At 74.0% G+C, this 22,416-nt stretch carries 23 protein-coding genes; 10 read left to right on the top strand and 13 right to left on the bottom strand.

Annotated elements, in window-relative coordinates; all coding sequences use genetic code 11:
* On the top strand, positions 1–542 hold a 542-nt coding region (locus IEZ31_RS57100), incomplete at its 5' end, for an FtsX-like permease family protein (RefSeq protein ID WP_229836177.1).
* Positions 543–562: 20 nt separating this feature from the next.
* Here the strand turns inward: IEZ31_RS57100 and IEZ31_RS36495 are convergent.
* Positions 563–994, bottom strand: a complete 432-nt coding sequence (locus IEZ31_RS36495) for a protein-tyrosine phosphatase family protein (RefSeq protein WP_190254646.1) — start codon at positions 992–994, stop codon at positions 563–565.
* Between the two features lie 129 nt (positions 995–1,123).
* On the opposite strand from IEZ31_RS36495, the gene IEZ31_RS36500 reads away from it, so the two are divergent.
* A complete protein-coding gene (locus tag IEZ31_RS36500; protein ID WP_229836179.1) occupies positions 1,124–3,370 on the top strand; it encodes an FUSC family protein in 2,247 nt (748 codons plus the stop codon).
* On the opposite strand, the gene IEZ31_RS57105 is transcribed toward IEZ31_RS36500, so the two are convergent.
* On the bottom strand, positions 3,286–5,556 hold the full coding sequence (locus IEZ31_RS57105; protein WP_229836181.1) for a serine/threonine-protein kinase: 2,271 nt from the start codon (positions 5,554–5,556) through the stop codon (positions 3,286–3,288). The genes IEZ31_RS36500 and IEZ31_RS57105 overlap by 85 nt on opposite strands.
* 108 nt (positions 5,557–5,664) lie before the next feature.
* Here IEZ31_RS57105 and IEZ31_RS36510 point away from each other — a divergent pair, with 108 nt between their 5' ends.
* Together IEZ31_RS36510 and IEZ31_RS36515 are read left to right on the top strand one after the other, a co-directional pair.
* A complete protein-coding gene (locus IEZ31_RS36510; RefSeq protein WP_229836183.1) occupies positions 5,665–6,366 on the top strand; it encodes a ceramidase domain-containing protein in 702 nt (233 codons plus the stop codon).
* A 704-nt stretch (positions 6,367–7,070) separates the two neighbouring features.
* The gene (locus IEZ31_RS36515; RefSeq protein ID WP_229836184.1) at positions 7,071–7,391 is read left to right on the top strand and encodes a PadR family transcriptional regulator; all 321 of its coding nucleotides are present in this window, start codon (positions 7,071–7,073) and stop codon (positions 7,389–7,391) included.
* Positions 7,392–7,436: 45 nt separating this feature from the next.
* Here the strand turns inward: IEZ31_RS36515 and egtD are convergent, their stop codons facing one another.
* From egtD to egtA, 4 genes are read right to left on the bottom strand one after another with little or no spacing between them, the layout of a single operon-like run.
* A complete protein-coding gene (gene egtD / locus IEZ31_RS36520; protein WP_190254694.1) occupies positions 7,437–8,408 on the bottom strand; it encodes an L-histidine N(alpha)-methyltransferase in 972 nt (323 codons plus the stop codon).
* 2 nt (positions 8,409–8,410) lie between these two features.
* Positions 8,411–9,148 carry an ergothioneine biosynthesis protein EgtC gene (egtC, locus tag IEZ31_RS36525; RefSeq protein WP_190254648.1) on the bottom strand — a complete coding sequence of 246 codons (738 nt, stop codon included), beginning with the start codon at positions 9,146–9,148 and terminating at the stop codon, positions 8,411–8,413.
* Entirely contained in the window at positions 9,148–10,401 is a 1,254-nt protein-coding gene (egtB, locus tag IEZ31_RS36530) for an ergothioneine biosynthesis protein EgtB (protein WP_190254649.1), read from the bottom strand. The genes egtC and egtB overlap by 1 nt, the downstream gene beginning before the upstream one ends.
* Positions 10,394–11,596 carry an ergothioneine biosynthesis glutamate--cysteine ligase EgtA gene (gene egtA, locus IEZ31_RS36535; protein WP_190254650.1) on the bottom strand — a complete coding sequence of 401 codons (1,203 nt, stop codon included), beginning with the start codon at positions 11,594–11,596 and terminating at the stop codon, positions 10,394–10,396. The genes egtB and egtA overlap by 8 nt, the downstream gene beginning before the upstream one ends.
* Positions 11,597–11,730: 134 nt before the next feature.
* Between egtA and IEZ31_RS36540 the strand changes: the two genes are divergently transcribed.
* Positions 11,731–12,306, top strand: coding sequence for a hypothetical protein (locus tag IEZ31_RS36540; protein WP_190254651.1), 576 nt, complete (start codon positions 11,731–11,733; stop codon positions 12,304–12,306).
* Here IEZ31_RS36540 and IEZ31_RS36545 read toward each other — a convergent pair.
* From IEZ31_RS36545 to IEZ31_RS36570, 6 genes are read right to left on the bottom strand one after another with little or no spacing between them, the layout of a single operon-like run.
* Complete coding sequence (locus IEZ31_RS36545; RefSeq protein WP_229836185.1) at positions 12,266–12,934, bottom strand: TetR/AcrR family transcriptional regulator; 669 nt, start codon at positions 12,932–12,934, stop codon at positions 12,266–12,268. The two genes, IEZ31_RS36540 and IEZ31_RS36545, sit on opposite strands and share 41 nt — an antisense overlap.
* Positions 12,912–13,283: a thiol-disulfide oxidoreductase DCC family protein gene (locus tag IEZ31_RS36550; RefSeq protein WP_190254653.1), complete on the bottom strand. Its 372-nt coding sequence runs from the start codon at positions 13,281–13,283 to the stop codon at positions 12,912–12,914. Before IEZ31_RS36550 ends, IEZ31_RS36545 begins: the two co-directional genes overlap by 23 nt.
* Positions 13,280–13,672 (bottom strand): hypothetical protein, encoded by a 393-nt coding sequence (locus tag IEZ31_RS36555; protein ID WP_190254654.1) that lies wholly within the window; start codon positions 13,670–13,672, stop codon positions 13,280–13,282. Before IEZ31_RS36555 ends, IEZ31_RS36550 begins: the two co-directional genes overlap by 4 nt.
* 58 nt (positions 13,673–13,730) lie before the next feature.
* Complete coding sequence (locus IEZ31_RS36560; protein WP_190254655.1) at positions 13,731–14,783, bottom strand: beta propeller repeat protein; 1,053 nt, start codon at positions 14,781–14,783, stop codon at positions 13,731–13,733.
* A complete protein-coding gene (locus IEZ31_RS36565; RefSeq protein ID WP_229836186.1) occupies positions 14,773–15,267 on the bottom strand; it encodes an RNA polymerase sigma factor in 495 nt (164 codons plus the stop codon). The genes IEZ31_RS36560 and IEZ31_RS36565 overlap by 11 nt, the downstream gene beginning before the upstream one ends.
* 42 nt (positions 15,268–15,309) lie before the next feature.
* Entirely contained in the window at positions 15,310–15,747 is a 438-nt protein-coding gene (locus IEZ31_RS36570) for a DUF3307 domain-containing protein (RefSeq protein WP_229836187.1), read from the bottom strand.
* A gap of 169 nt (positions 15,748–15,916) precedes the next feature.
* On the opposite strand from IEZ31_RS36570, the gene IEZ31_RS36575 reads away from it, so the two are divergent.
* Genes IEZ31_RS36575 through IEZ31_RS36585 form a run of 3 tightly spaced genes read left to right on the top strand, consistent with a single transcriptional unit; the run spans position 15,917 to position 19,085 of the window.
* Positions 15,917–16,855 (top strand): sulfotransferase, encoded by a 939-nt coding sequence (locus IEZ31_RS36575; RefSeq protein WP_190254658.1) that lies wholly within the window; start codon positions 15,917–15,919, stop codon positions 16,853–16,855.
* 51 nt (positions 16,856–16,906) lie between these two features.
* Positions 16,907–18,052, top strand: a complete 1,146-nt coding sequence (locus tag IEZ31_RS36580; protein ID WP_190254659.1) for an LCP family protein — start codon at positions 16,907–16,909, stop codon at positions 18,050–18,052.
* Positions 18,053–18,062: 10 nt separating this feature from the next.
* Positions 18,063–19,085, top strand: coding sequence for a serine hydrolase domain-containing protein (locus tag IEZ31_RS36585; RefSeq protein WP_190254660.1), 1,023 nt, complete (start codon positions 18,063–18,065; stop codon positions 19,083–19,085).
* Here the strand turns inward: IEZ31_RS36585 and IEZ31_RS36590 are convergent.
* Positions 19,082–19,801 carry a GNAT family N-acetyltransferase gene (locus IEZ31_RS36590; RefSeq protein ID WP_190254661.1) on the bottom strand — a complete coding sequence of 240 codons (720 nt, stop codon included), beginning with the start codon at positions 19,799–19,801 and terminating at the stop codon, positions 19,082–19,084. The genes IEZ31_RS36585 and IEZ31_RS36590 overlap by 4 nt on opposite strands.
* Before the next feature lie 128 nt (positions 19,802–19,929).
* On the opposite strand from IEZ31_RS36590, the gene IEZ31_RS36595 reads away from it, so the two are divergent.
* Both IEZ31_RS36595 and gnd read left to right on the top strand, forming a co-directional pair.
* Positions 19,930–20,487, top strand: coding sequence for a TetR/AcrR family transcriptional regulator (locus IEZ31_RS36595; protein WP_190254662.1), 558 nt, complete (start codon positions 19,930–19,932; stop codon positions 20,485–20,487).
* A gap of 198 nt (positions 20,488–20,685) precedes the next feature.
* Complete coding sequence (gnd, locus tag IEZ31_RS36600) at positions 20,686–22,122, top strand: NADP-dependent phosphogluconate dehydrogenase (RefSeq protein WP_190254663.1); 1,437 nt, start codon at positions 20,686–20,688, stop codon at positions 22,120–22,122.
* The last annotated feature ends 294 nt before the right edge of the window (positions 22,123–22,416 follow it).

Raw genomic sequence — 22,416 nt, forward strand, 5'->3', positions numbered from 1 at the left:
CGACGCCGATGGACGACCACGTGCTGGTCCGCGCGACCCCCGGCACCGACGCCCGCGCGGCCCTGTCGGGCTGGCTGGCCGCCCACCCGGCGGCGACGGCGACGCCGCCCGGCACCCTGACCGCGGTCCTGGCCACCGACCTGGCCGTGAGCGCCTGGCTCAACCGCCTCCTGATCGCGGTCCTGATCGGCTTCGCGGCCCTGGCCTCGGCCAACACGATGGTGGTGGCGGCCCTGTCCCGCTCCCGCGAGCTGGCCCTGCTCCGCCTGGCGGGCGCGTCGCGCGGCCAGACCCGCCGCATGGTCCACGCCGAGCAGACCGCACTCCTGGGCACGGCCCTGGTCCTGGGCGGCGCGATCGCGGCGCTGACGTTGACGTCGGTCGTGTATACGCTGACCGGCCGCCTGGTCCCCTACGTCCCCTGGCCCGCCTACGCCACGGTCCTGGCCGGCGCGGCGGCGCTGGCCCTGGGCACGACGATCCTCCCGGTGGCCCACCTCCTCCGCACCCCACCGATCCGAGCCGTGGCGTCGAAGGAGTAGTCCACGGTCCGGACTCCGCGCTAGGCCGGGAAGCGGGCGACGTACCGGCGCTGCCACGGCGTCTCCACCGCGTGCGCCGAGTAGTGCCGGCGGACCCAGGCCACGGCGTCCGCCGCCGGCACCCCGTCGAGGATCGCCACGCAGGCAAGGGCCGTCCCGGTGCGCCCCTGGCCGCCGGCACACGCCACCTCGACCCGCTCGGTCGCGGCCCGCTCCAGCAGCTCCCGGAACGCGTCGGCGGCGTCCACCCGGTCGGCGGGCAGCCGGAAGTCCGGCCACCGCAACCACCGGGACGGCCAGTCGACGGCCGGCGGGGTCTTGCCCAGCAGATACAACCCGAACGCCGGCACCGCACCCTCCGGCACCGGGCGCCGCAGCCCACGCCCCCGGATCAGCTTCCCGGAGGGCAACCGCACCACCCCGGCGCCATCCACGTCCCACCCGTCGGCCATCGACCCACCCTAACGCCCGCTGCCGCCCCGCTCCGCCCGCCCCGCATCCGGCCGGCCGGGCGCCGGAGGCTGACCAAGCCACCCCTTCCCTCACCCCGTTGACGGCGGGGAGCGTGCTCCTATGCCTAGGTGCGGCTCATCGAGTGGATGCGGCGGCGGGATGCCGGGTTGAGCGCGGCCCGGCGGGCCGCCCGCGCCGCCGTGGTCATGCCCCTCGCGTTCGCGGCCGGGAACAGGGTCGACGCCACCGTGGGCACGTACGCGGCGTTCGGGGCGTTCGCGCTGCTGCTCTTCGTCGACTTCAGCGGGGCCATCCTGGACCGGATCAGGGCACAGGTCGCGCTCGGGGTGGTCGGGGCCGCGTCGATCGCCCTCGGTACCGCCGGATCCTCCGTCACCTGGGTCGCGGTGATCGTGACCGCGGGAGTGGCGTTCAGCGTGTGGTTCTCGGGCGTGGTCAGCTCGGTGCTCGCCGGGGCGGCCACGGCGATGCTCCTGCCGTACATCCTGTCGACGTCGCTCCCGGGCACCGCCGCCGACATCCCCGCGCGGCTCGCCGGGTGGGGGATCGCGGTCGCGGCCAGCGTCGTGGCGGTGGCGGTGCTGTGGCCGGCGCCCGCCCGGGAGCCGCTGCGCGGGCGGGTCGCCGCGGCGTGCGCCGCGCTCGCCGACCGGCTCCGGGCGGGCAGCGCGGCCGGGCTCGGGCTGCCGGGCGGGTCACCCGACGAGGTCGCCGCGGCGGCCGAGCGGGCCCGTGCGGCCGTCACCGCGCTGGAGCGGGACTTCTACGGGGCGCCGTACCGGCCGACCGGGCTGAGCACGGGAGCCCGCGCGCTGGTGCGGCTGGTCGACGAGCTCACCTGGCTGGGCGAGATCGTGAGCCGGCTGACGACGCCGCGCGGCACGCCCACGGCCTGCAAGGCCGCGTTCGCGGCGGGCGTGGTGCTGCACGAGTCGGCCGACCTGCTCAGCGACGGCGGCGGCACCGAACGGTTCCACGCCGCCGTCGCCGACCTGCGCGCCGCGAGCCGGGCCGTCAGGCGCGAGGCCCTCGGGGACGGCCGGCCCGACGCGCTCGATCCCGGGTTCCGCGCCCAGGAGGTGGGCTTCGCGGTCGCCGCCCTGGCCGCGAACGTGGAGCTGACCGTGGCCGCCGACCGCCGTACCCTGTGGCGGCGCATCCTCGGCTGGCAGCCCAGCGGCATCGGCAGCCCGCTGTACGCCGCCCGCGAACGGGCCGCGGCGCACCTCGAGCCGCACTCGGTGTGGCTGCACAACAGCGTGCGCGTCGCGGTGGCGCTGGCGCTGGCGGTCCTCGTGGCGCGGCTGACCGGCGTCCAGCACTCGTTCTGGGTGGTGCTCGGCGCCATGGCGGTCCTGCGGTCCAACGCGCTGAGCACCGGCCAGACGGCGCTGCGCGGCCTCGCCGGCACGTTCGCCGGCATCGTCGCGGGCGGCGTGCTCGTCACGGTCCTCGGCACCCGGCCCACCGCGTTCTGGGTGCTGCTCCCCGTTTCCGTCCTGTTCGCCGGGCTCGCCCCGGCCGTCGTGGGCTTCGCCACCGGGCAGGCCGCCTTCACGATCGCGATCTTCCTGCTGTTCAACATCATCGAGCCGACCGGCTGGCGGGTCGGCATCGTGCGCATCGAGGACGTCGCGATCGGCTGCGCCGTCAGCCTCGCGGTCGGCCTGCTGTTCTGGCCGCGGGGCGCCGGCCGGGCGCTCGACCAGGCCCTGGCCGAGGCCTACGCGGACAGCGCCGCCTACCTGCGCGAGGCGGTGGACTTCGGCGTCACGCGATGCGACGGTACCGTCCGGGCCGCCCCCGCACCGCGGAGCCACTCGCTGCGCGCCGCCGCGGCCGCCCGCCGCCTCGACGACGCGTTCCGCACGTACCTCGGCGAGCGCGGCGCCAAGCCGGTCCCGCTCACCGAGGTCACCCGCCTCGTCACCGGCGTCGCCGGGCTACGGCTGGTCGCCGACGCGGTGCTCGACCTGTGGGCGGGCGACCCCGGCACGGCGACGGGCGAGCGGGGCGCGGCCCGCCGGGTGCTGCAGGACGCGGGCGATACGGTCGCCGGGTGGTACGACGCGCTCGCCCGCGCCCTGGCCGGCCCGGGGACGGTGCCGGACCCGCTGCCGGCGGGCACCGAGACCGCGGTACTGCTGCGGAAAGCCGTGGACCGGGACCTTCGCGAGGCGTCGGCCGCGACCGCCGTCCGCATGGTGTGGACCGGCGGCCACCTGGACGCGGCCCGCCGCCTGCAGCGGTCGCTCGTCGGGCCGGCGCGCTACGCGCGGGGCCGGAAGCTGTCGAAGACGATCTGGAGCGCGTCGCGGGACGCCGCCCACTCCGCGTCGGCCGTCTCCCAGTAGAACCCGTACGCCTGCGTCGGCGAGGTGACGACCCCGCGGTTGTTCACGTGCTTGCGCACACCGTTGCGCGTGAACGTGAACTCCCAGTCGGCCGCCTTCACGAAGTAGTCGACCGGCTGGATGTGGATTTCGGTGTACCCCGGGAAGTCCCCGCCGTTCACCCGCGACTTCGCCTGGGCCTGCCAGTCGGCCACGGGGTCGGGCCGCGGCTTGTCGGTCTGGTCGATGCCGAGGATGCGGCCGGTCCCGGGCTCCCGGAAGTACACGATGGAACCCTCCTTCGACCGGCTCCACCCCGCGGGAACGTACACCGAGAACCCGGTCGGGTCGTGGTAGTCCACCCACCCCCCGGGGAGCGTCGGCAGTTGCCGCCCCGCGGGCACACTGTTCCCGCCGGGTTCCTGGCTGGGCTCCGGCGACGCCTGCGGGCTGGCCGCCTGGCTCGGCGCCGGACTGCCCGGCCCGGCCGCACTGCTGGGAAGGCTCCCGGGCTGCGCGGCGCCGCCGTCCTTGTCCTCGCCGCCGCCGGCGCTCACGAGCCACACCACGAGCGCCACGACGACGAGCACCGCGACTCCCGCCCCGGCGAGGATTCCCGGCCTGGTACCGCGGGATCCCCCACTCTCAACGACCGTCCCCACGGCCGCGCGCCGCTGGGCAGCCTGTGCGCGCTCCGTGCGCTCCCGCTCCTCGCGCTCCTCACGTTCCCGGCGCTCCTGCTCCGCCCGCTCGGCGGCTTCCCGCGCGGCCCGCTCTTCGCGCGCGGCAGCGATGGCGGCTTCGGCTTCCGCAGCGACGCGAGCGGCTTTAGCCGCACGCTCAGCTTCCTCGGCCCGCTCTTGCTCCTCGGCGCGTTCCTGTTCCCGCTCTGCTTCGGCGGCGCGTTCTTGTTCCCGCTCTGCTTCCGCGGCCCGCTCGGCTTGCGCGATCCGTTCGGCTTCGGCTTGCTCCGCGGCGCGCTTGGCGGCAGCCGCCCGTTCCGCTTCGGCGGCCCGCTCGGCTTCCGCGGCCCGCTCGGCCGCAGCGATCCTTTCGGCTTCGGCGGCCCGTTCGGCCTCCTCGGCGAGCCGTGCCGCTTCCGCCGCCCGCTCAGCCTCGGCCGCCCTCTCCGCTTCCGCGGCCCGCTCGGCGTCAGCCGCGGCCAGTGCCTCTGCATCGACCAACGTCGACTCCACGACCGCCCGCCCGCGGACCACCGGGTCGGCCTTCGTCACCGGCGCCGGCGCGGCCGCGAATCCCACCGCCGGCTCCGGCCGGTCCACCTGTTCGGGCGCCCGCCGCTGCGACGGCACCTCCGGCGCGGGCGTGGCCACGGGCCCGGCCGAACGACCCCAGCTCGGCAGCCACGATCGCCGTTTCCGCGCCGGCTTGCTCGTGATCGCATCCTGCAGCAGCTTGGCCGTCTCCGCGAACCCGGCGCGCACCCGTGGGTCCTTGCGCAGCAGCGCCCGCAGCACCGGTGCCATCTCACCGGCGCGTTGCGGCGGGTCGGCCTCCTCCGAGGCCAGCGCGGTGAGCGTCTCCATCGCGGAGCGGCGGCCGAAGGGGGAGCGCCCCTCGACCGCCGCGTACAGCGTCGCCCCCAGCGACCATAGATCGCTCGCCGGCCCGGCGATGCCCTCCCGGGCCCGCTCCGGCGCGATGTACTCCGGCGACCCGAGCACCAGCCCGGTCCGCGTCACGTGTCCTTCGCCTTCGACTCTGGCGATGCCGAAATCGGTCAGTACCACTCGACCGTCATCGGCGAGGAGAACATTTCCCGGCTTGATGTCCCGGTGGTCGACGCCTGCGCGGTGTGCCGCCTGCAGCGCGTCGAGGACGGCGAGGCCGATCTCCGCCACCCGCTTCGGCTCCAGCGGCCCGTCGGCGCGGATGACCTGGTCGAGGGAGCGCGACGGCACGTACTCCATGACGAGCCACGGCTGCCCCTCCGCCGCGAGGACATCGTAGACCCGCACGACGTTGGGGTGGCTGAGCCGCGCCGCCGCCCGCGCCTCGCGCAGCGTGCGCTCCATCGCCACGTCCCGGGCGTCGTCGAGCAGCTCGGGCGGCAGGACGATCTGCTTGACCGCGACGTCCCGATGCAGGGTCTCGTCCCGCGCCCGCCACACCCGGCCCATGCCGCCGACGCCGAGCTGATCGAGAAGACGGTATCGGTCGGCAAGGATCGAGGGCGCGGCGGTCATGCACCATTGTGTACCCGATGGATCTCCCCGCCACGCACCACCCCACGCACGGTGTGGCGTTGCCCGGCGTTCAGATTCTTGTCGTACCTCTGGTGCACAATTCGGCCCGTGTATGTGGACGGCTACTGCGAACGCACCGGCCCCGGCCTCTGGAACGAGCCGCTCAACGCCCTGAGCAACGCCGCGTTCCTGGTCGCCGCCGCAGTGCTGTTCGTCATGCTCGCCCGCCGTCCGTCCCCGGTCCCGGCCAGCCTCTGGCTCCCGCCGTCGCTGATCGCGGTGGTGGGCGTCTGCAGCTGGACGTTCCACATGGCCGCAACGTCCCCGACGGCCGCCCTCGACAGCCTGTCGATCCTGGTCTTCATCCTGGTGGCGATGGTTGTCCTGGTCCACTGGAGCTGGCGCGTCCGCTGGTCGAGGGCCTGGCTGGCCGCCCCGGCGTTCATCCTGGCGACGGCGGCGATCAACGTGGCACTGTTCGCACTGGGCGGCGAGGAGGCATCGCTGGGCGGCTACTTACCGGCCCTGCTGGCCCTCCCGGCCTTCGGCCTGGCCGCCCTGCGCCCACCACCAGCGCCGGCGAACCCCGGGTGGCGCACTCCGGCCCGCACGCTGCTGCTGGCCGGGGGAGTCTTCGCGGTGTCGTTGACGCTGCGCACGCTGGACTCACCGCTGTGCAACTCGGTCCCCATCGGCACCCACTTCTTATGGCACTGCCTGAACGCGGTGGTCCTGTTCCTGGTAGGCCTGGCGATTCTCCAGAGCCACCCGACGCGGGCCGAGCCTTCGCCGGCCCCGCAGGAGGCCTAACTCGCCGAAGGGCTAACTCGCCGAAGGGCTAACTCACCGAAGGGCTGATTCGCCGAAGGGCTGATTCGCCGAAGGGGCGGGGCCCGCGGTGCCTATTTTCCGCTGGTTCCTCCGGCTGTTTCCCGCGCCCGTTCCCGCGCCTGGTTCCGTGCTGGTTCCGTGACATGGTCCCGTGCCTGCTCCCGTGACATGGTCCCGTGCCTGGTCCGGTGCCTGGTCCGGTGCCTGGTCCGGTGCCTGGTTCCGGTGGCCGCGACGCTGAGGTCATCGGCGACATAGGAGTGCCTTCAGGGCTGCCGTCGTCGGTTTCGCTCGTCGGATCGTCGGGCCGGTTGCTCCATCGCGGTGCCGTCCCATTCGCGCTTCCTCGGTCGGTCGTCCGGCCCCGGCCATGCTCACCGGGGCCATGCTCACCGCCGAGCCGGCGTGCGTTCTGTCCAGCCCCGTCGCGCCGTAAGCCAGTAACCTAGCTTCCTAGGATGCCTTACAGGACGTGGACCGTGACACCACGGCATTCGCTATGAGGGTGCATGATCGCGGACGTTTGTGGTCCGTTTTCGACACAGAAACGTCCGCGATCATGAAATCCCAGCCCAGCCCCAGCCCCGGCACGGTCCCAGGCGCCAGAGTCGGGCGGCTCCCGCTACCAGGTCGGGGAGGGGGGCTTCTTGACGGGTACAGAGGGCGTTTCTACGTTGGTCGGCATGACTCCGATGCGGGAGCCGACCTTTCTGATTCTTGTGGCGTTGGCCGGGCGGGCGCTGCATGGGTACGCCGTGGTGCAGGAGGTGGCGGAGCTCTCCTGCGGGCGGGTCGTGTTGCCCGCCGGGACGCTGTACGCGGCGCTGGAGCGGCTGGTGCACGAAGGGCTGGTCGAGCCGGAGCGGAGTGAGGTTGTCGACGGGCGGAATCGGCGGTACTACCGGCTGACCGATGCCGGGGCCGACGCGCTCGCGGTTGATGCCGATCGGCAGCGGCAGAACGCTGCCGCGGCCGAGGAGCGGCTCAGAGCCCGCGTTCGCTGACGGTCCCCGAGAACAGGAACGGCGGCCGCCGGAACAGGTGTGACGTCAGGAGGCCGTCGCCAGGGCCACCCCGAAGCGGGACTGCTCGTCGGTCCACCAGTGGCGCAGGCTGAAGCCCGCCTCCGACAGTTCCTCCCGCAGGCCCGCGGGGCGGAACTTCGCCGAGACCTCCGTGCGCATCTCCTCGCCCGCGCTGAAGTGGACGGTCAGGTCGAGGGCCGGCAGGTGCACCGACTGGTCCCTTGTCGAGCGGAGGCGCATCTCGATCCACTCCGCGGCGGGGTCCCACAACGCGACGTGTGTGAAGGTCGACGGGTCGAAGTCGGCCGCAAGCGCATCGTTCAGGACGTGCAGGACGTTGCGGTTGAACTCCGCCGTCACGCCCTGCGCGTCATCGTAGGCCGGTACCAGGATCGCCGGGTCCTTCACCAGGTCGGCGCCCAGCAGGAACCATTCGCCCGTCTCCAGCTGGGCGCGCAGGGTGGACAGGAACGGCGTGCGTTCCTCGGGGGTGAAGTTGCCGATCGTGCCGCCCAGGAACGCCACCAGGCGGCCGCCGGCGTGGGGGAGCAGGTCCAGGTGTTCGACGAAGTCCGCGACCACGCCGCGGACGTGCAGGTCAGGGTAGTCGGTGCGCAACGCGACCACCGCCTCCCGCAGGGCCGCGGCGGAGACGTCCAGCGGGATGAAGGCGCCCAGGGTGCCGTGCTCGCGGAGGGCGTCGAGCAGGAGGCGGGTCTTCTCCGAGGAGCCGGAGCCCAGTTCTACCAGGGTCTTCGCCCCCGTGATGGTGGCGATCGAGGCTGCCCGGGTGTCGAGGATGGAGCGTTCCGCCCGGGTCGGGTAGTACTCGGGCAGGCGGGTGATCTGCTCGAAGAGGGCGCTGCCCCGCGCGTCGTAGAAGTACTTCGGGGGCAGCCATTTCGGCGTCGACGTGAGGCCGGCGCGGGCGTCCGCGCGCAGGGCCGCGATCCGGTCGCTGTCGTGGAGGTACACGTCGAGATCGGCATCGTGCAGTGTCACGATTCAACACTCCTCAGGTTGACGGTGGTGGCCGTGGCCGTGAGCAGGGTGCCGTCGGGAACGGGTTGCCAGGCGGGGGAGGGGTCGAGCGGCTCGGAGGCGACGAGGACGCGGCCGGGCTCGGCGTGGACCGACAGGGAGTGGCCGCAGGTCGTGGCGGCGATGGTGGTGCCGTCGGTGACGAGCAGGTTGAGGCGGGAGCCGGGGGCGGCCGCCGAGACCAGGGCGACCACGTCGGCGAGCGCGGCGTCGAGCGGCATGCCGGTGCGGAGGCGGGTGCGCACGAGCGTCCAGAGCAGGGCGCTGTCGGTGGGGGCGTCGAGGGTGAGCAGGTCCCGCGGGGGGACCGGCAGCGCCGCGGCGCTGTCGGGCCAGCCGGTCACCCTGCCGTTGTGGCTGAACAGCCAGCCGTCGCCGGCGAACGGGGCGGCGGCCGTCTCGGTGATCGGCATGCCGACGGTGGCGGAGCGGACGGCGGCGAGGAAGGCGCCCGCGTGGATCGAGGCGGCCAGCGCCGGCAGGTCGGAGAGGCTCCAGAGTGGACGGTCGCGCCGGTAGCGGACCAGGGCGCCGTCGGGGGTGTACCAGCCGATGCCGAAGCCGTCGGCGTTGATGGTGCCGCCGCCGCGCATGTCGCGCGGGGCCCAGGACTGCCGTTCGAGGGAGTGCGGGGCGTCGAAGAGGGGGCCCGCGAGGGGGACGGGCGGCCCGAGGTACGCCAGATGCCGGCACATCAGGCGAGCTCCCCGGGGCGTGGGTCGCGGGCGGTGCGGAAGCCGCTGAAGATCTGCCGGCGGATGGGGTAGTCCCAGTTGCGGAAGGTGCCGCGGCAGGCGGCGGCGTCGGTGCCGAAGGACCCGCCGCGCAGCACCTTGTAGTCGGGGCCGAAGAAGACCTCGGAGTACTCGCGGTAGGGGAAGGCGGTGAAGCCCGGGTAGGCGGTGAAGTCGCTGGAGACCCACTCCCAGACGTCGCCGATGAGCTGGTGGACGCCGAGGGGTGAGGCGCCGGCCGGGTAGGCGCCGACGGGGGCGGGGGCGAGGTGGCGCTGGCCGAGGTTGGCGTGTTCGGGGCCGGGGTCCTCGTCGCCCCAGGGGTAGCGGCGGGAGCGGCCGGTGGCGGGGTCCCAGCGGGCGGCCTTCTCCCACTCGGCCTCGGTGGGCAGCCGGCGGCCGGCCCAGGCGGCGTAGGCGGTGGCCTGGTGCCAGGAGACGTGCACGACGGGGGCGTCGGGCACGATCGGGGCGGTGCGGCCGAAGGTCGTGGCGAGCCAGCCGGAGGGGTCCCGCGTCCAGTGCAGCGGCGCGACATCCGGTCCGCGGTCATCCACGAAGGCCGCATATTCCGCATTGGTCACCGGCGCGGCGTCGATGAGGTAGTCGCCGACGAATACGTCGTGGGAGGGGCGCTCGTTGTCCAGCGCCCACGCCTCCGTGGAGGTGCCCATCGTGAACGAACCGGCCGGGACCAGCACTTCCGGGCCGACGGGAACGGCCGGGCCGGGGGGCGGGGGAGCGGCGAGGACCGCCGCTCCGGCCCGCAGCTGGTGCGTGGCGAGCATCGTCTCGTCGTGCTGCTGCTCGTGCTGGACGATCATGCCGAACGCGAACCCGTCGGTGGTGAGCCGGCGCCCTTCGAGCCGGACCCGGTCGAGCACGTCGAGGGCCTTGTCGCGCACGGTGGCGACGTAGGCGCGGGCCTCGGCGGGGCCGAGCAGCGGCAGGGCGGGCCGGTCGCGGCGGGCGTGCCGGAACGCGTCGTAGAGGTGGTCGATGTCCTGGCGGACCGGGTCGCGGCCGCCGACGTCGCGGACCAGCCACAGCTCTTCCTGGTTGCCGATGTGGGCGAGGTCCCACACGAGCGGCGACATGAGCGGCGAGTGCTGCTTGACCAGGTCGTCGTCGTCCACGGCGTCGGTGAGGACGACGGAGCGGCGGCGGGTGCGTTCGAGCTCGGTTGCGACGCGCTCGCGGAGGTCGTCAGCCATTGCGGGCACTCCCTTCGATGACTTCGTCGAGCAGCTGCGGCGGCAGGTCCAGGTCTTCCAGGGCCAGGTCGCGCAGGGCGAGCGCGGCCCGGTTGAGTGCGGGGTCGGCGAGCCCGTCGCGGGCCGCCTCGACCCACCGGCCGGTCGTGGGCGCGCACAGGTCCCGGGCCTTGTCGGTGGTGACGGGGTCGTCGAGCAGCGCGTGCAGGAGCGCCGCCGGGGCGAACCAGGCGCGGCCGGGCTGGGTGTCGAGGTAGCGGATCTCCAGATATCCCCTCGGTCGTACCGGGGGGAAGAGGGTACTGAGGTGGTAGTCGAGGTCGGCGTAGGTGGGCGGCCGGGGCAGTTCCCCACGGATCCACCCGGCGAAGGTGACGCCGGCGGGCACGGCCCACGGCCCGTCGGTCCGGCGGACGCACAGCACGGTGGCGTCGAGGGCGTAGCGGGCCCAGGCCGTGGCGGGGTCGCCGGAGACGGTGACGGGCCGGGTGCGGCTGGGGTCGATGCCGCGCCAGACGCGTTGCCGGGCGGAGGCCCACCCGGTCTCGGTCCCGGCGAGGCGGGGCGAGTTGGCGAACAGCGCGAGCAGCGGCGGGCCGATCTCGTGGACGGCGGCCCACCGGTCGGTGAGCCGCTCGGCGGGTCCCGCGTCGAGGCAGACCTGCAGCCCCGCGGTGCTGCACATCATGATTCTTCCGGAGACGCCGCGGCGCTGGAAGGCGCTTTCCATCGCGTCGTACCGCGGGGTGTCGAGCAGCCGGGTCGGTCTTCGGTGGGGGTCGGTGCCGGTGTCGCCGCGGCGCAGCGCGGCCCGGTCGAGGAGGGTTTCGAGCTGGTCGAGCTCGGCGTTGACGGCGGCGTGGAGCGCGGTCAGCGTGGGGTGGGGCCGGCTGGAGAGTTCGACCTGGCCGCCGGGCTCGAGGGTGACGGCGGAGCCGTGGCGCAGGGGCAGTCCGGGACTGCCGGGGCGCAGGGTGCCGGGGGCATGATCGCCGAGGGCCTGACAGAGCCGCTCGCGATCGATCGGGGTGGATGGGTCGTGCTGGTCGTGAACGGTGTACTCGATTTCGACGCCGACCGTCTCGGGGGGTCCGGTCTTGAAGCAGATCGATGCAATGTACCCTTCGGCCTGCTCGATCTCTCGGATGACCGCGTCCGAGTCGGCGGACTTGCGCGCGCTCTGCAAGGTCGCCATGCGAACCGACGCTACCCGCGGATCCGGCGCGCGGCGAATGCTGCGTGTGAACAAACACTTACGAGTTGCCGCCCGGCGGGCCGGGTGATGGAAATGCGCGTGCGGTCGCCCGCGGCGGATGATGCCATGCTGGAATGAGCCCCGACCCGGACGGTCCCGGTGACCGGATGAAGACGTATGAGCAGGTCGCGCGTGTGGCGGCGCCGGTGTGGCTGCTCGACGTCGACGGGGTGGTCAACGTCAAGCAGCCGGCGTGGCATGCGCCGCCGTGGAACGGGCGGGCGTACGACGCGCGGCTGGAGTACCGCATGCGGTGGGCGCCCCAGCTCACCACCCGGATCCGGCAGCTGCACCGGGCCGGCGTGGTCGAGGTGCGGTGGTGCACGACCTGGTGCGCGCATGCCGACCAGCTGGAGCGGCTGTTCCGGCTGCCGGCGCTGGACCGGGCCTTCACCGACGACCTCGACGGCGACGACGTGCCGCCGGTGAAGCTGGCGGCGGCCCGGGCCGTGCTCGCCGCCGGGCGGCGTCTGGTGTGGACGGACGACGCCGAGGTGCCGGAGCCGGGACCGCTGTTCGACGAGCTGGCCGCCGGCGGGCGGGCGCTGCTCATCCGGCCCGACGCCCGGCGGGGGCTGACCCCGGCGCACCTGGAGCGGATCGAGGCGTTCAGCGCAGCGAGCGGTACAGCGACAGCGCGTCCCGGGTGACCGAGCGCAGGACCGGCAGGCGGGACATGCCGACGAGCCGGTCGACGAGCGGCACGGACCGCTCGACGAGCAGGTCGGTCCTGGCCTGCTCCGGCGAGCTGTCGTGCACCCAGTACAGGGTGATGCCCATCGTGCACAGCCACAGCAGCTCGGGCAGGTCGCGGCGCAGCTCCGGGTCGATCTTCGTGGTGCTGCCGTCGACGACGGTGCGCAGGATGTGCATCGAGCGCTCCCGGGCCGGGGCGGACTCGGCGCTGAACGGGCTGACCGGGGACCCCGGGTCGAGGGCGGTGCGGATGAACTTGCCGGCGAACCCGTGGTACGGCCGCATCGTCTGCATCAGGGCACGCCAGGCGATGCCGAGGCGGTCGGCGAACGGGCCGGGGGCGGCCAGCGCCTCGGCGCAGGCGGCCGCGTGGTCCTCCTGCACCGTGGCGTAGAACTGCTGGACGAGGTGGTCCTTGGAGGGGAAGTAGTAGTAGGCGTTGCCGACCGACAGGCCCGCGGCCTGGGCGATGCCGCGCATCGTCGTCTTGTCGTAGCCCTGCTCGCGGAACAGGCGGACGGCGGTGTCGACGATCAGGCGCTTGGTCTGCTCGCCCTTCTCAGATGGCGCAGGTTCCGTCACAGTCTCGACCATAGTTGCGGACCCGCGCGGCGGTCGCGACCACCGCGCGGGCGAGTGGATGCATCGACGGTTCGGCGAGACGCGCCGCCAGCCCCCGATAGTCGTCCAGCGCCCACAGGCAGATCAGCCACGCGCCGTCGCCGGTGTAGACGCCGCCGTCGTCGGCGACCACCGTGATGTCGGCGAGGGTGTCCCGCACGTCGAGCGCCGGATACCGGCGGCGCGCCTCGGTCGAGCCGGCCGCGACGAACTCCAGCGGCACGAGTTGGGCCCGCGCCGCGAGCCACGCGCGTGCCGTCCGGCACAGCCCGCAGCTCGCGTCGTAGAGCACGGTGAGTCGGGTGATCATGGCGTGGGCAGGATGCGCTTCGGCGGGATCGGCGGGGCCATGCGCTCCAGCATCCGGCGCCGCCGGAAGCGGCTGAGCACGAAGAGGTTGAAGAAGTGCACGCCGCCGAGGACGAGCAGGACCAGGCCGACCTTCCAGGAGAGGGCCTCCATGGCGCTGCTGCCGTCCAGCAGCGGCTCGCTGATCTTCAGTGCGACCGTGACGTAGCCGAGGTTGAGCAGGTAGAACCCGACGACGAGCAGGTGGTTGACCGACCGGGCGAGGTCCTCGTTGCCGAGGGCCTCGTCGAGGAACACCTGGCCGTTCTTGTGCAGGGTGCGGGCCACCCACACGGTGAGCAGCCCGCTGACCGCCAGGTAGACGAGGTAGGTGCCGAGCTTGTAGTCCATCGCGCCTCCTTGAACGTGTTCAAGAATGAGCCTACGGCCCATCTTGAACACGTTCAAGTCAGCCGAACCGGATCCACGTCACACCGCCGTCCGGGCTGATCACGGGCGGGGCCTTCCGGCCGAGCACCAGGGTGCCGTCGGGCAGCACCCACGCGTCGGTGATGTGCTCGTTCACCCGCGCGTCGATCGGGGTGAACGTCCCGTCGCGCCAGAACCCGTACCGGAGGTCGGCGGTGCTGACCAGCAGCCGCCCGTCGTCCAGCGCCCCGTGGACCGCCCTGACGTCCGGCGGCAGGGCGACCGGGGTGTGGCCGGTCGCCGCGAGCCGCCACAGGCGGCCGGTGTTGGACTCGAGGAAGTAGGCCTGGCGTCCGTCGGGCGAGACCACCAGGCCGCCGATGGGGTCGAAGCCGGCCAGCGCGTGCCAGGTCACGCCGTCGTCGTCCGACCACCACACGGTGTTGGTCCGGCGCTGCGCCTCGAACGTGAGGGCCCAGCTCGTGCCGGCGCTGCCCTTCGTGATCCGCTGCACGAAGTCGGACGGGGGCGGGGCAACGGCGGGCCGTGGCTCGGGCGGCGTGCCACCGGGCCGGGACTGCTGCACGGCCGGGTCGTCGGGCCCGACCGGCCGGAACGTGTCGCCGCCGTCCTCGGACAGCATGAAGGTCTCGCCGGTGAAGTTGCCGAACACGACCCGGTCACGGTCGATCGGCCGGATGTCGTACAGGTCGGGCCGCGGCAGCGTGATGCGCTGCCAGGTCAGCCCGGCGTCCGACGTGCGGGCCACCTCCACCGGGCACTCCACCTGCGGGCACGGGACGCCGATCGTCGCCCAGCCGCGGGTGGCGTCGGCGAACGTCGCCCACTGGGACCGGCCGTCGACGCCCGGCAGCCGGATGGTCCGCTCGTGCACGACCACCTGCGGCGGGGGCGGCGGCGCGTCGGCCGGGCGCACGGCCAGCGGCACGGCCACCGCGGTCAGCGCCGCGGCCAGGCCGGCCAGCCACGGCCAGCGGCGCCGGCGGCGCGCCGGGAGCGCGGCGACCGGCAGCGGGCGGAACGTTCCGATGGCCTCGTCCTCGAAGCGGGCGAACGCTTCCTCAACCAGCATGGTGCACCTCCGACGGCGACAGGCGGGCGGCGAGCGTGGCCCGGCCGCGGGTGAGCCACGAGCGCACCGTGCCCTCGGCGGCGCCCTCCTGCTCGGCGATCTCGGCGACGCTCAGCCGGCCCAGGTGGTACAGCACGAGCGCCCGCCGCTGGGCCGGCGGCAGCGTGGTGCGGGCCGCGACCAGCGCGACCCGGTCCTCGGTCGGCGCGGCGACGTGCGTCTCCCGCTGCCCGGCGAGGTACCGCAGCGCGGTCTGCACCCGCCGCAGCCGGCTCTTGGCGAGGTTCCAGGCGACGTGGCGCACCCACGCCGACGGGTCGGCGTAGCCGCCGACGCGGGGCCAGCGCTCCAGGGCGCGGCAGAACGCCTCCTGGGTCAGGTCCTGGGCCTCGGCGTGGTCGCCGAGGTAGGCGTAGAGCTGGACGGCGAGCCGCTGGAAGTGCGCGGCGTAGAACGCGGCGAAGTCCGCTGGCGGTTCCGGCATACCGGTGTCACGCGCGAGGCGGGCCATCCGCTGCACGCAGTACTACAGCGCGGCCACCAGCAGCGCCGAGATCAGCAGGGCGCCCTTGTGCAGCGCCTGGTCGGCGACGTACATGCCGTTGACGGGGGCGACCGTCTCGGCGAAGCGGGGCGAGCGGGTCGCCCGCAGCACCGCCCGCACCGGCCAGCGGCGGTCGAGCAGGCCGTGCGTGAGCAGCGAGAACGCCAGGCCGGCGACGACGCCCGGCACCGACAGGGGCAGGCGCAGGGCGGCGGCGGTGACCAGCAGTACCACCGCGACCGTCAGGTGGTAGGTCAGCAGGTGTCCGGCGAGGGCGCGCCAGCCGGCCGCTCCCGGCTCCGACTTCAGCGCCGCCTGCCGGTCGGTCTGCGCGATGTGATCGCCGAGCGAGTGCCCGACGAGCATCGCGGCCAGCACGACCAGGAACACGACGGACCGGGTGAGCTCGTCACTTCCCACGATGGAACGGCTCCTCACGCGCGGATGACACCTTGGAGCCGTCATCATGCGCCCGGTAACGGGCCCAGTTCTACGTCGAACGATGCAGATGACATGTGTTGCTGATCGCGTGTGACCGCCATCCCGCCGGCTAACGTAACTCTTCGGACATGTCCGACGTTGTCAGGACGTGCTCAGCGACCCGACCCCGACCACGCGCGTGCTCTACCTCGCCGGGTGGGGCCGCAGCGGCAGCACGCTCGCCGAGAGCCTGCTCGACCAGGTGCCGGGCCTGGTCGGGGTCGGCGAGGTCAAGTTCCTGTGGGAGCGCGGCCTGCAGCAGAACCGCCGGTGCAGCTGCGGCACCTCGCTGCGCTCCTGCCCGTTCTGGGTCGACGTGCTCACCGAGGCCTACGGCGGCATCCCCGGCGACGACGAGGTCGAGCGGCTCGACGCCGCCTCCCGCCGGTTCCGGACCCGGCACCTGCCCGGGCTGCTGCTGCGGTCACCGGAGCGAACCGACCCGGACGGGCTGGGCTGGTACTACGACCGGCTGCGCCGCCTCTACGCGGCCGTCGCCGCGGTCAGCGGCGCCCGGACCGTGGTGGACTCCTCGAAGTTCCCGTCGTACCTCACCGCACTGCTCCAGACGCCCGGCCTGGACCTGCGGGTCGCGCACATCGTCCGCGACCCGCGCGCGGTCGCGTACTCGTGGCAGCGGCACAAGCACGACCCCGACGCCCCCGGCGGCGCGCAGATGCCGCGCATGCACCCCGGCTTCACCGCCCTGTACTGGTCGGCCTGGAACCTCGCCACCGAGCGCATCGCCCGCCGCGCCGGCCTGCCCTACCTGCGGTTCCGCTACGAGGACCTGGTCGCCGACCCGGCCGGGACGCTCGGCGCGATCGTCGACCTGGGCGGCGAGCCCGGCGCCGTGCTGCCGTTCGGCGCCGACGGGCCGCTCGTGGGCCGCACCCACCAGGTGTCGGGCAACCCGATGCGGTTGCGGTCCGCCGCGGTACCGCTGCGCCTCGACGACGAGTGGACCACGCACATGCCGCCGCGGCACCGGTACCTCACCGGCGCCGTCACCGTCCCCCTGCGCCACCGGTACGGCTACCGCCGGTAACTCCTCAACCGCACCCGTCGCCTGCCGATCCTGCTACGGGAGGAGGCGCGCATGGGTCGGCGGGTCGCACTCGTCGCGGTGCTCACCGCGGCCGTCCTGGCCGGCGGCGGCACCCTCGCCTGGCGGCACTACGCCGGCGGGGTCGAGCAGCTCGACCTGCTCGGCGACGCCGCGCGGGGCGGCGACGGGCCGCGGGAGATCACCATCGAGTCGGCGCCGCGCGTGTCCGGCGGGCCGGCGCCCGGGCGCACCCCGCGGCTCAGCCAGGAGCAGCTCGACCGGCAGCCGGGCCGCAACATCCTGCTCGTCGGCATCGACGCCCGCCCGGCCGAGGCCGAGGCCGGCTCCCGGGCCGACTCGGTGATCATCCTGCACGTCGCCGCGTCCGGGGAGCGCGGCTTCCTGATCTCGCTGCCCCGCGACACCCGCGTCGAGATCCCCGGCCACGGCACCGACAAGCTCAACGCCGCCTTCGCGCTCGGCAGCCGCGAAGGCGGCGGCACCTCGAGGGCCGGCGGGTTCGAGCTGCTCGCGCTCACCGTGCAGCGGCTCACCGGCCTCGCGCTCGACGCCGGCGCGATCATCGACTTCGCCGGGCTGCGCGCCGTGGTCGACGCCGTCGGCGGGGTCGACCTCTGCGTGGACGTGGAGACGACCTCGGTGCACGTCGGGTGGGACGCGCAGGGCCGCGAGACCCCGCCGTACCGGCTGATCCCCCCGGACTTCCGCCCGGTCAAGATCCCCGGGGTGCGGGCCCAGGTCTACCCCGTCGGCTGCCGCCGCTTCGCCGGCTGGGAGGCCCTCGACTACGTGCGGCAGCGGGAGCTGCTGCCCGACGGCGACTACGGCCGCCAGCGCCACCAGCAGCAGCTCCTGCTCGCGCTGGCCGACAAGGCCACCTCGGCGGGCGTGCTCGCCAACCCGTTCGCGCTGAACCGGGCCCTGACCGCGGCCGGCGACTCGCTCACGTTCGACGGCAACGGCCGCTCGCTCACCGACTGGATCCTGCAACTGCACAACCTGCGCCCCGGCGACCTCACCATGCTGCGCACCAACGGCGGGCGGTTCAACACCGTCGCCGGCGGCCGCGCCTACGAGACGCTCGACGCCGCCACCCTGGAGCTGTTCGAGGACGCGCGGGCCGACCGGCTCGACGCGTGGGTCGAGCGCTACCCGGACCGGGTCGTGCGGCCGTAACCTTCGAAGGATGGAGCGGCTGGAGCAGGTCGCCGACGAGCTCGTCGCGTCCGGGGCGGAGTCCGGGCTGCAGGTCGCCGTGCGCCGCGACGGGGTGCCGGTCGCCGAGGTGGCCGCGGGCATCGGGCCGGACGCGCTGGTGCACACGTTCTCGATGGGCAAGGCCCTCATCGCCGCGGTCGTGCACGTCCTGGTCCACCACGGCGCGTTCGGCTACGACACCCCGCTCGCCGCGCTGTGGCCCGCCTTCGGGCGGCACGGCAAGGACACCGTCACGATCGGGCACGTGCTGACCCATGCCGCGGGGGTTCCGGCGGTACCGCCGCAGACCCGTCCGGAGGATCTGTGCGACTGGGACGGGATGTGTGCCCGGCTCGCCGACGCCGAGCCGTGGTGGCCCGCCGGGGAACGGACCGGCTACCACGGCCTCGCGTTCGGGTTCCTGGCCGGCGAGGCGGTCCGCCGGGCCGCCGCCGCCCCCGTCTCCCAGGTCCTCCGCGAGCTCGTCGCCGCCCCGCTGGGGCTGGAGGAGGAGCTGTGGTTCGGCCTGCCGCCCGACCGCCACCGGCGGCTCGCCCCGCTCGTCGACGGCTTCGACAACGGCCCGCCCGACGACGCGCCGCCGCTGCGGATCATGCCGCGGGCGCTGCTGCCGACCGCCGCGTTCGGCAACCGCCCGGACATCCTCGCCGCCGACATCCCGTCGGGCGGGACGATGACCGCCCGGGCCGCCGCCCGCCTCTACGCGGCCCTGCTCGACGGCAGCCTCATCCCGCCCGAGCAGCTCGCCGAGATCGCCGCCGTCCGCGTGGCGGGCACCGACGCCGTGTTCGGCAACCCGGCCCGCTGGGGCCTGGGTTTCGCCATCGGCCGCCCCGGCGCCGACACCGCGGACGCGTTCGGGATGGCCGGCGCCGGCGGCTCCTGGGGCTGGGTGGACCTGCCGACCAGGACCGCGGTCGCCGTCGTCAAGACCCGCCTGTCACCCGACTTCGCGACCGCTTCCCGGGTGGCCGCGATCGTCCATGATTAGGCCCACCAGGTGGCGTCGACGATCTTCTCGAAGCCCAGCGACTCGTACAGCGGGCGGCCGAGCCTCGACGCGGTCAGCGTCATCGGGAGCGTGTCGTAGCGGCGCAGCATCGAGTGCATGATGGCCCTGGCGACGCCGCGCGAACGGTGCTGCGGCATCGTCGTCACCCAGTAGAGCCCGACGGTCTCGTCGTCCTGGATCGCCAGGCAGGCGCCGGCCGGCTGGTCGTCGATCGCGGCCACGAACAGCTCGACGCGGTCGAGGATCGCCTCGGGGAAGACCACGCCCGGCTGATACGGCTGGAAGTGCTCCAGGGCGAAGCCGTCCACGACGATCCGCTCGGCGACGCGCAGGCCGTCGAGGGAGGTGGCCTGCTCGACCTTCAGGGCCGGCTCGGGCCGCGGCCCGCCCGGGTAGCGGATCATGACCGGCAGCTGCCGGGCGCCGAGCCCCAGCGCGCTCATGTCGACCGTCCCGTAGGCGTCCTCGACCACCACCCGGCCGCCGCGCTGGTCCCGGGCCAGCGCGATGAGCTCGGACAGCTCGGCCCCGGACAGGTCCGGCACGAGGGTGAGCACCCGCAGGCCGGCGCGCTCGTCCCCGGAGACGGCCAGGAACCCGGGGCGGCGGACCAGCGCGTAGCCGCGGGCCTCGCCGACCGCGGTCCAGAAGGTGGCGGCGTTGCGCGTCGCGAGAGTGAGTGGCTCCGTTGGCACAGGGCCAGACTAGGGCGTCGCCCGCCCCGGCCGCCGCCCCCGCGGTACGTGATGACCAGCGTCGATGCGTGTGAGATGATAAACTGGAGGACAGCCTCCACAACGCTCGACCCGAGGGAACCGACACCGTGACCGAGCCGACACCCGCCGTGCGCCGCCCGCAGCGCGCGGACGCCCGGCGCAACTTCGACGCCCTGCTCGCCGCCGCCCGCGACGCCTTCGCCGAGATTGGCACCGGCGCCTCGCTGGAGGACATCGCCCGCCGGGCCGGCGTCGGCATCGGCACCCTGTACCGCAACTTCCCCACCCGCCAGGACCTCTTCGACAGCGTGTACGTCGGCGAGATCGAGGACCTGTGCCGGGCCGCCGAGGAGGTCGCCGAGCTGCCGCCGTGGGAGGCGCTGACCGCCTGGCTGCGCCGGTTCGTCGCCTACGTGGCCACGAAGCGGGCCATCTCGGAGGCGCTCAACCGCGACTCGCAGATGATGCGCACCAGCCGCACGGCGATGTACTCGGCGGGGGAGCCGCTGCTCGTCCGCGCCCAGGCCGCCGGCGTCGCCCGCGCCGACCTCACCTTCGACGACCTGCTGCGGCTGGTCGCCGGCATCACCGGGGGCGGCTACGTCGACGAGGCCCAGCGCGAGCGGGTGCTGGCCGTCGCGCTCGACGGGGTTCGCCTCAGGTAGGCGGCCCGCGGCCGGCGCCCTCGGCCCGGGGTTCGCCTCGGGGTGGGCGGCCCGCGGCCGGCGCCCTCGGCCCGGGGTTCGCCTCGGGTAGCAGGCGTGCGGCCGGGTAGCCTGGTCCGACGCGCGCTTCGAACGGCGGTCACGGGGCAGTGACGCCGGGAGAGGCGACTGCCAACGACTGGATGAGGTGCATCGTAGATGTCCGACCTGGCGCAGATCGGCGTGACCGGCCTCGCGGTGATGGGCCGTAACCTGGCCCGGAACCTGGCCCGCAACGGTTACGCCGTCGCCGTGCACAATCGCTCGCCCGAGCGGACCCGCCGGCTCGTCGACGAGTTCGGCCACGAGGGGACGTTCGTGGCGAGCGAGTCCATGGCCGACTTCGTCGCCTCGCTCGCCCGTCCGCGGGCCGTCATCATCATGGTGAAGGCGGGCGGTCCGACCGATGCCGTCATCGACGAGCTCGTGCCGCTGCTGGAAGAAGGCGACATCGTCATCGACGCCGGCAACGCCCACTTCGCCGACACGCGCCGCCGCGAGCAGGCCCTCCGCGGGCACGGCCTGCACTTCGTCGGCACCGGCGTGTCGGGTGGCGAGGAGGGCGCCCTGCTGGGCCCGAGCATCATGCCCGGCGGTTCCCCCGAGTCGTATCGCACGCTCGGCCCCATGTTCGAGAAGATCTCGGCGAAGGTCGACGGCACCCCGTGCTGCACGCACATCGGGCCGGACGGCGCCGGGCACTTCGTCAAGATGGTCCACAACGGCATCGAGTATGCGGACATGCAGCTCATCGCCGAGGCCTACGACCTGCTGCGGGCCGGCCTGGGCGCGACCCCGGCCGAGATCGCCGACATCTTCCGCACCTGGAACACCGGCGACCTCGAGTCGTTCCTCATCGAGATCACCGCCGACGTCCTCGGCCACGTCGACAACGAGACCGGCAAGGCGTTCGTCGACATCGTCCTCGACCAGGCCGAGCAGAAGGGCACCGGCCGCTGGACCGTGCAGAGCGCCCTCGACCTGGGCGTGCCCATCACCGGCATCGCCGAGGCCACCTTCGCCCGCTCCCTGTCCGGCCACGCCGACCAGCGCGAGGCGGCCCGCGCGGCCTTCGGCACCGACCGCGCCGCGATCGAGGTCACCGACCGCGACCAGTTCGTCGAGGACGTGCGCCGCGCCCTCTACGCGTCGAAGATCGTCGCCTACGCGCAGGGCTTCGACCACATCGAGGCCGGCAGCGCCGAGTTCGGTTGGGACATCGACCGCGGCAGCCTGGCCACGATCTGGCGCGGCGGCTGCATCATCCGGGCCCGTTTCCTCAACCGCATCCGCGAGGCCTACGACGAGAACCCCGGCCTGAAGAGCCTGATGGTGGCCCCGTATTTCGCCGCGGCCATCAACGACGGCGTCCCCAGCTGGCGCCGCGTCGTCATGGCCGCCGCCGAGGCGGGCATCCCGACCCCGGCGTTCTCGTCGTCGCTGTCCTACTTCGACGGCCTGCGCGCCGAGCGGCTGCCGGCGTCGCTGATCCAGGGCCTGCGGGACAACTTCGGCGCCCACACCTACCGCCGCACGGACCGCGACGGCACCTTCCACGTCGAGTGGGCGGGCGACAAGAAGGAACACACCGCCTGACCCGCAGCGGCCGGCACTCCGGCGCGCGCTGCCGCTGGCCGCTCCGCGCGGCTCGACGCCCAAACCGCGCCGGGTCCCGCGGGCCGCTGCGGCCGGGCTGGTCCGGCGGGCGGCTGCGGCCGCCGGCGGGCGGCTGGGGCCGGGCTGGCCGGGCCGGTCCGGCGGGCCGCTGCGGCCGGGTCGATCCCGCGGGCGGCTGCGGCCGGGCTGGTCCGGCGGGCTGCTGGGGCCGGGGTGCTGGGGCCGGTCCGGCGGGCCGCTGCGGCCGGGTCGGTCCCGCGGATGAGCGCGTCC

This window comes from Dactylosporangium sucinum (genome assembly GCF_014647515.1).
Classification (GTDB): Bacteria; Actinomycetota; Actinomycetes; order Mycobacteriales; family Micromonosporaceae; genus Dactylosporangium; species Dactylosporangium sucinum.

Coding starts and splice junctions, on each gene's coding strand:
- IEZ31_RS36495 (WP_190254646.1), bottom strand. CDS start 994: ATGGCCGACGGGTGGGACGTGGATGGCGCCGGGGTGGTGCGGTTGCCC.
- IEZ31_RS57105 (WP_229836181.1), bottom strand. CDS start 5,556: ATGACCGCCGCGCCCTCGATCCTTGCCGACCGATACCGTCTTCTCGAT.
- IEZ31_RS36515 (WP_229836184.1), top strand. CDS start 7,071: ATGACTCCGATGCGGGAGCCGACCTTTCTGATTCTTGTGGCGTTGGCC.
- egtC (WP_190254648.1), bottom strand. CDS start 9,148: ATGTGCCGGCATCTGGCGTACCTCGGGCCGCCCGTCCCCCTCGCGGGC.
- egtB (WP_190254649.1), bottom strand. CDS start 10,401: ATGGCTGACGACCTCCGCGAGCGCGTCGCAACCGAGCTCGAACGCACC.
- egtA (WP_190254650.1), bottom strand. CDS start 11,596: ATGGCGACCTTGCAGAGCGCGCGCAAGTCCGCCGACTCGGACGCGGTC.
- IEZ31_RS36540 (WP_190254651.1), top strand. CDS start 11,731: ATGAGCCCCGACCCGGACGGTCCCGGTGACCGGATGAAGACGTATGAG.
- IEZ31_RS36550 (WP_190254653.1), bottom strand. CDS start 13,283: ATGATCACCCGACTCACCGTGCTCTACGACGCGAGCTGCGGGCTGTGC.
- IEZ31_RS36555 (WP_190254654.1), bottom strand. CDS start 13,672: ATGGACTACAAGCTCGGCACCTACCTCGTCTACCTGGCGGTCAGCGGG.
- IEZ31_RS36560 (WP_190254655.1), bottom strand. CDS start 14,783: ATGCTGGTTGAGGAAGCGTTCGCCCGCTTCGAGGACGAGGCCATCGGA.
- IEZ31_RS36565 (WP_229836186.1), bottom strand. CDS start 15,267: ATGCCGGAACCGCCAGCGGACTTCGCCGCGTTCTACGCCGCGCACTTC.
- IEZ31_RS36580 (WP_190254659.1), top strand. CDS start 16,907: ATGGGTCGGCGGGTCGCACTCGTCGCGGTGCTCACCGCGGCCGTCCTG.
- IEZ31_RS36585 (WP_190254660.1), top strand. CDS start 18,063: ATGGAGCGGCTGGAGCAGGTCGCCGACGAGCTCGTCGCGTCCGGGGCG.
- gnd (WP_190254663.1), top strand. CDS start 20,686: ATGTCCGACCTGGCGCAGATCGGCGTGACCGGCCTCGCGGTGATGGGC.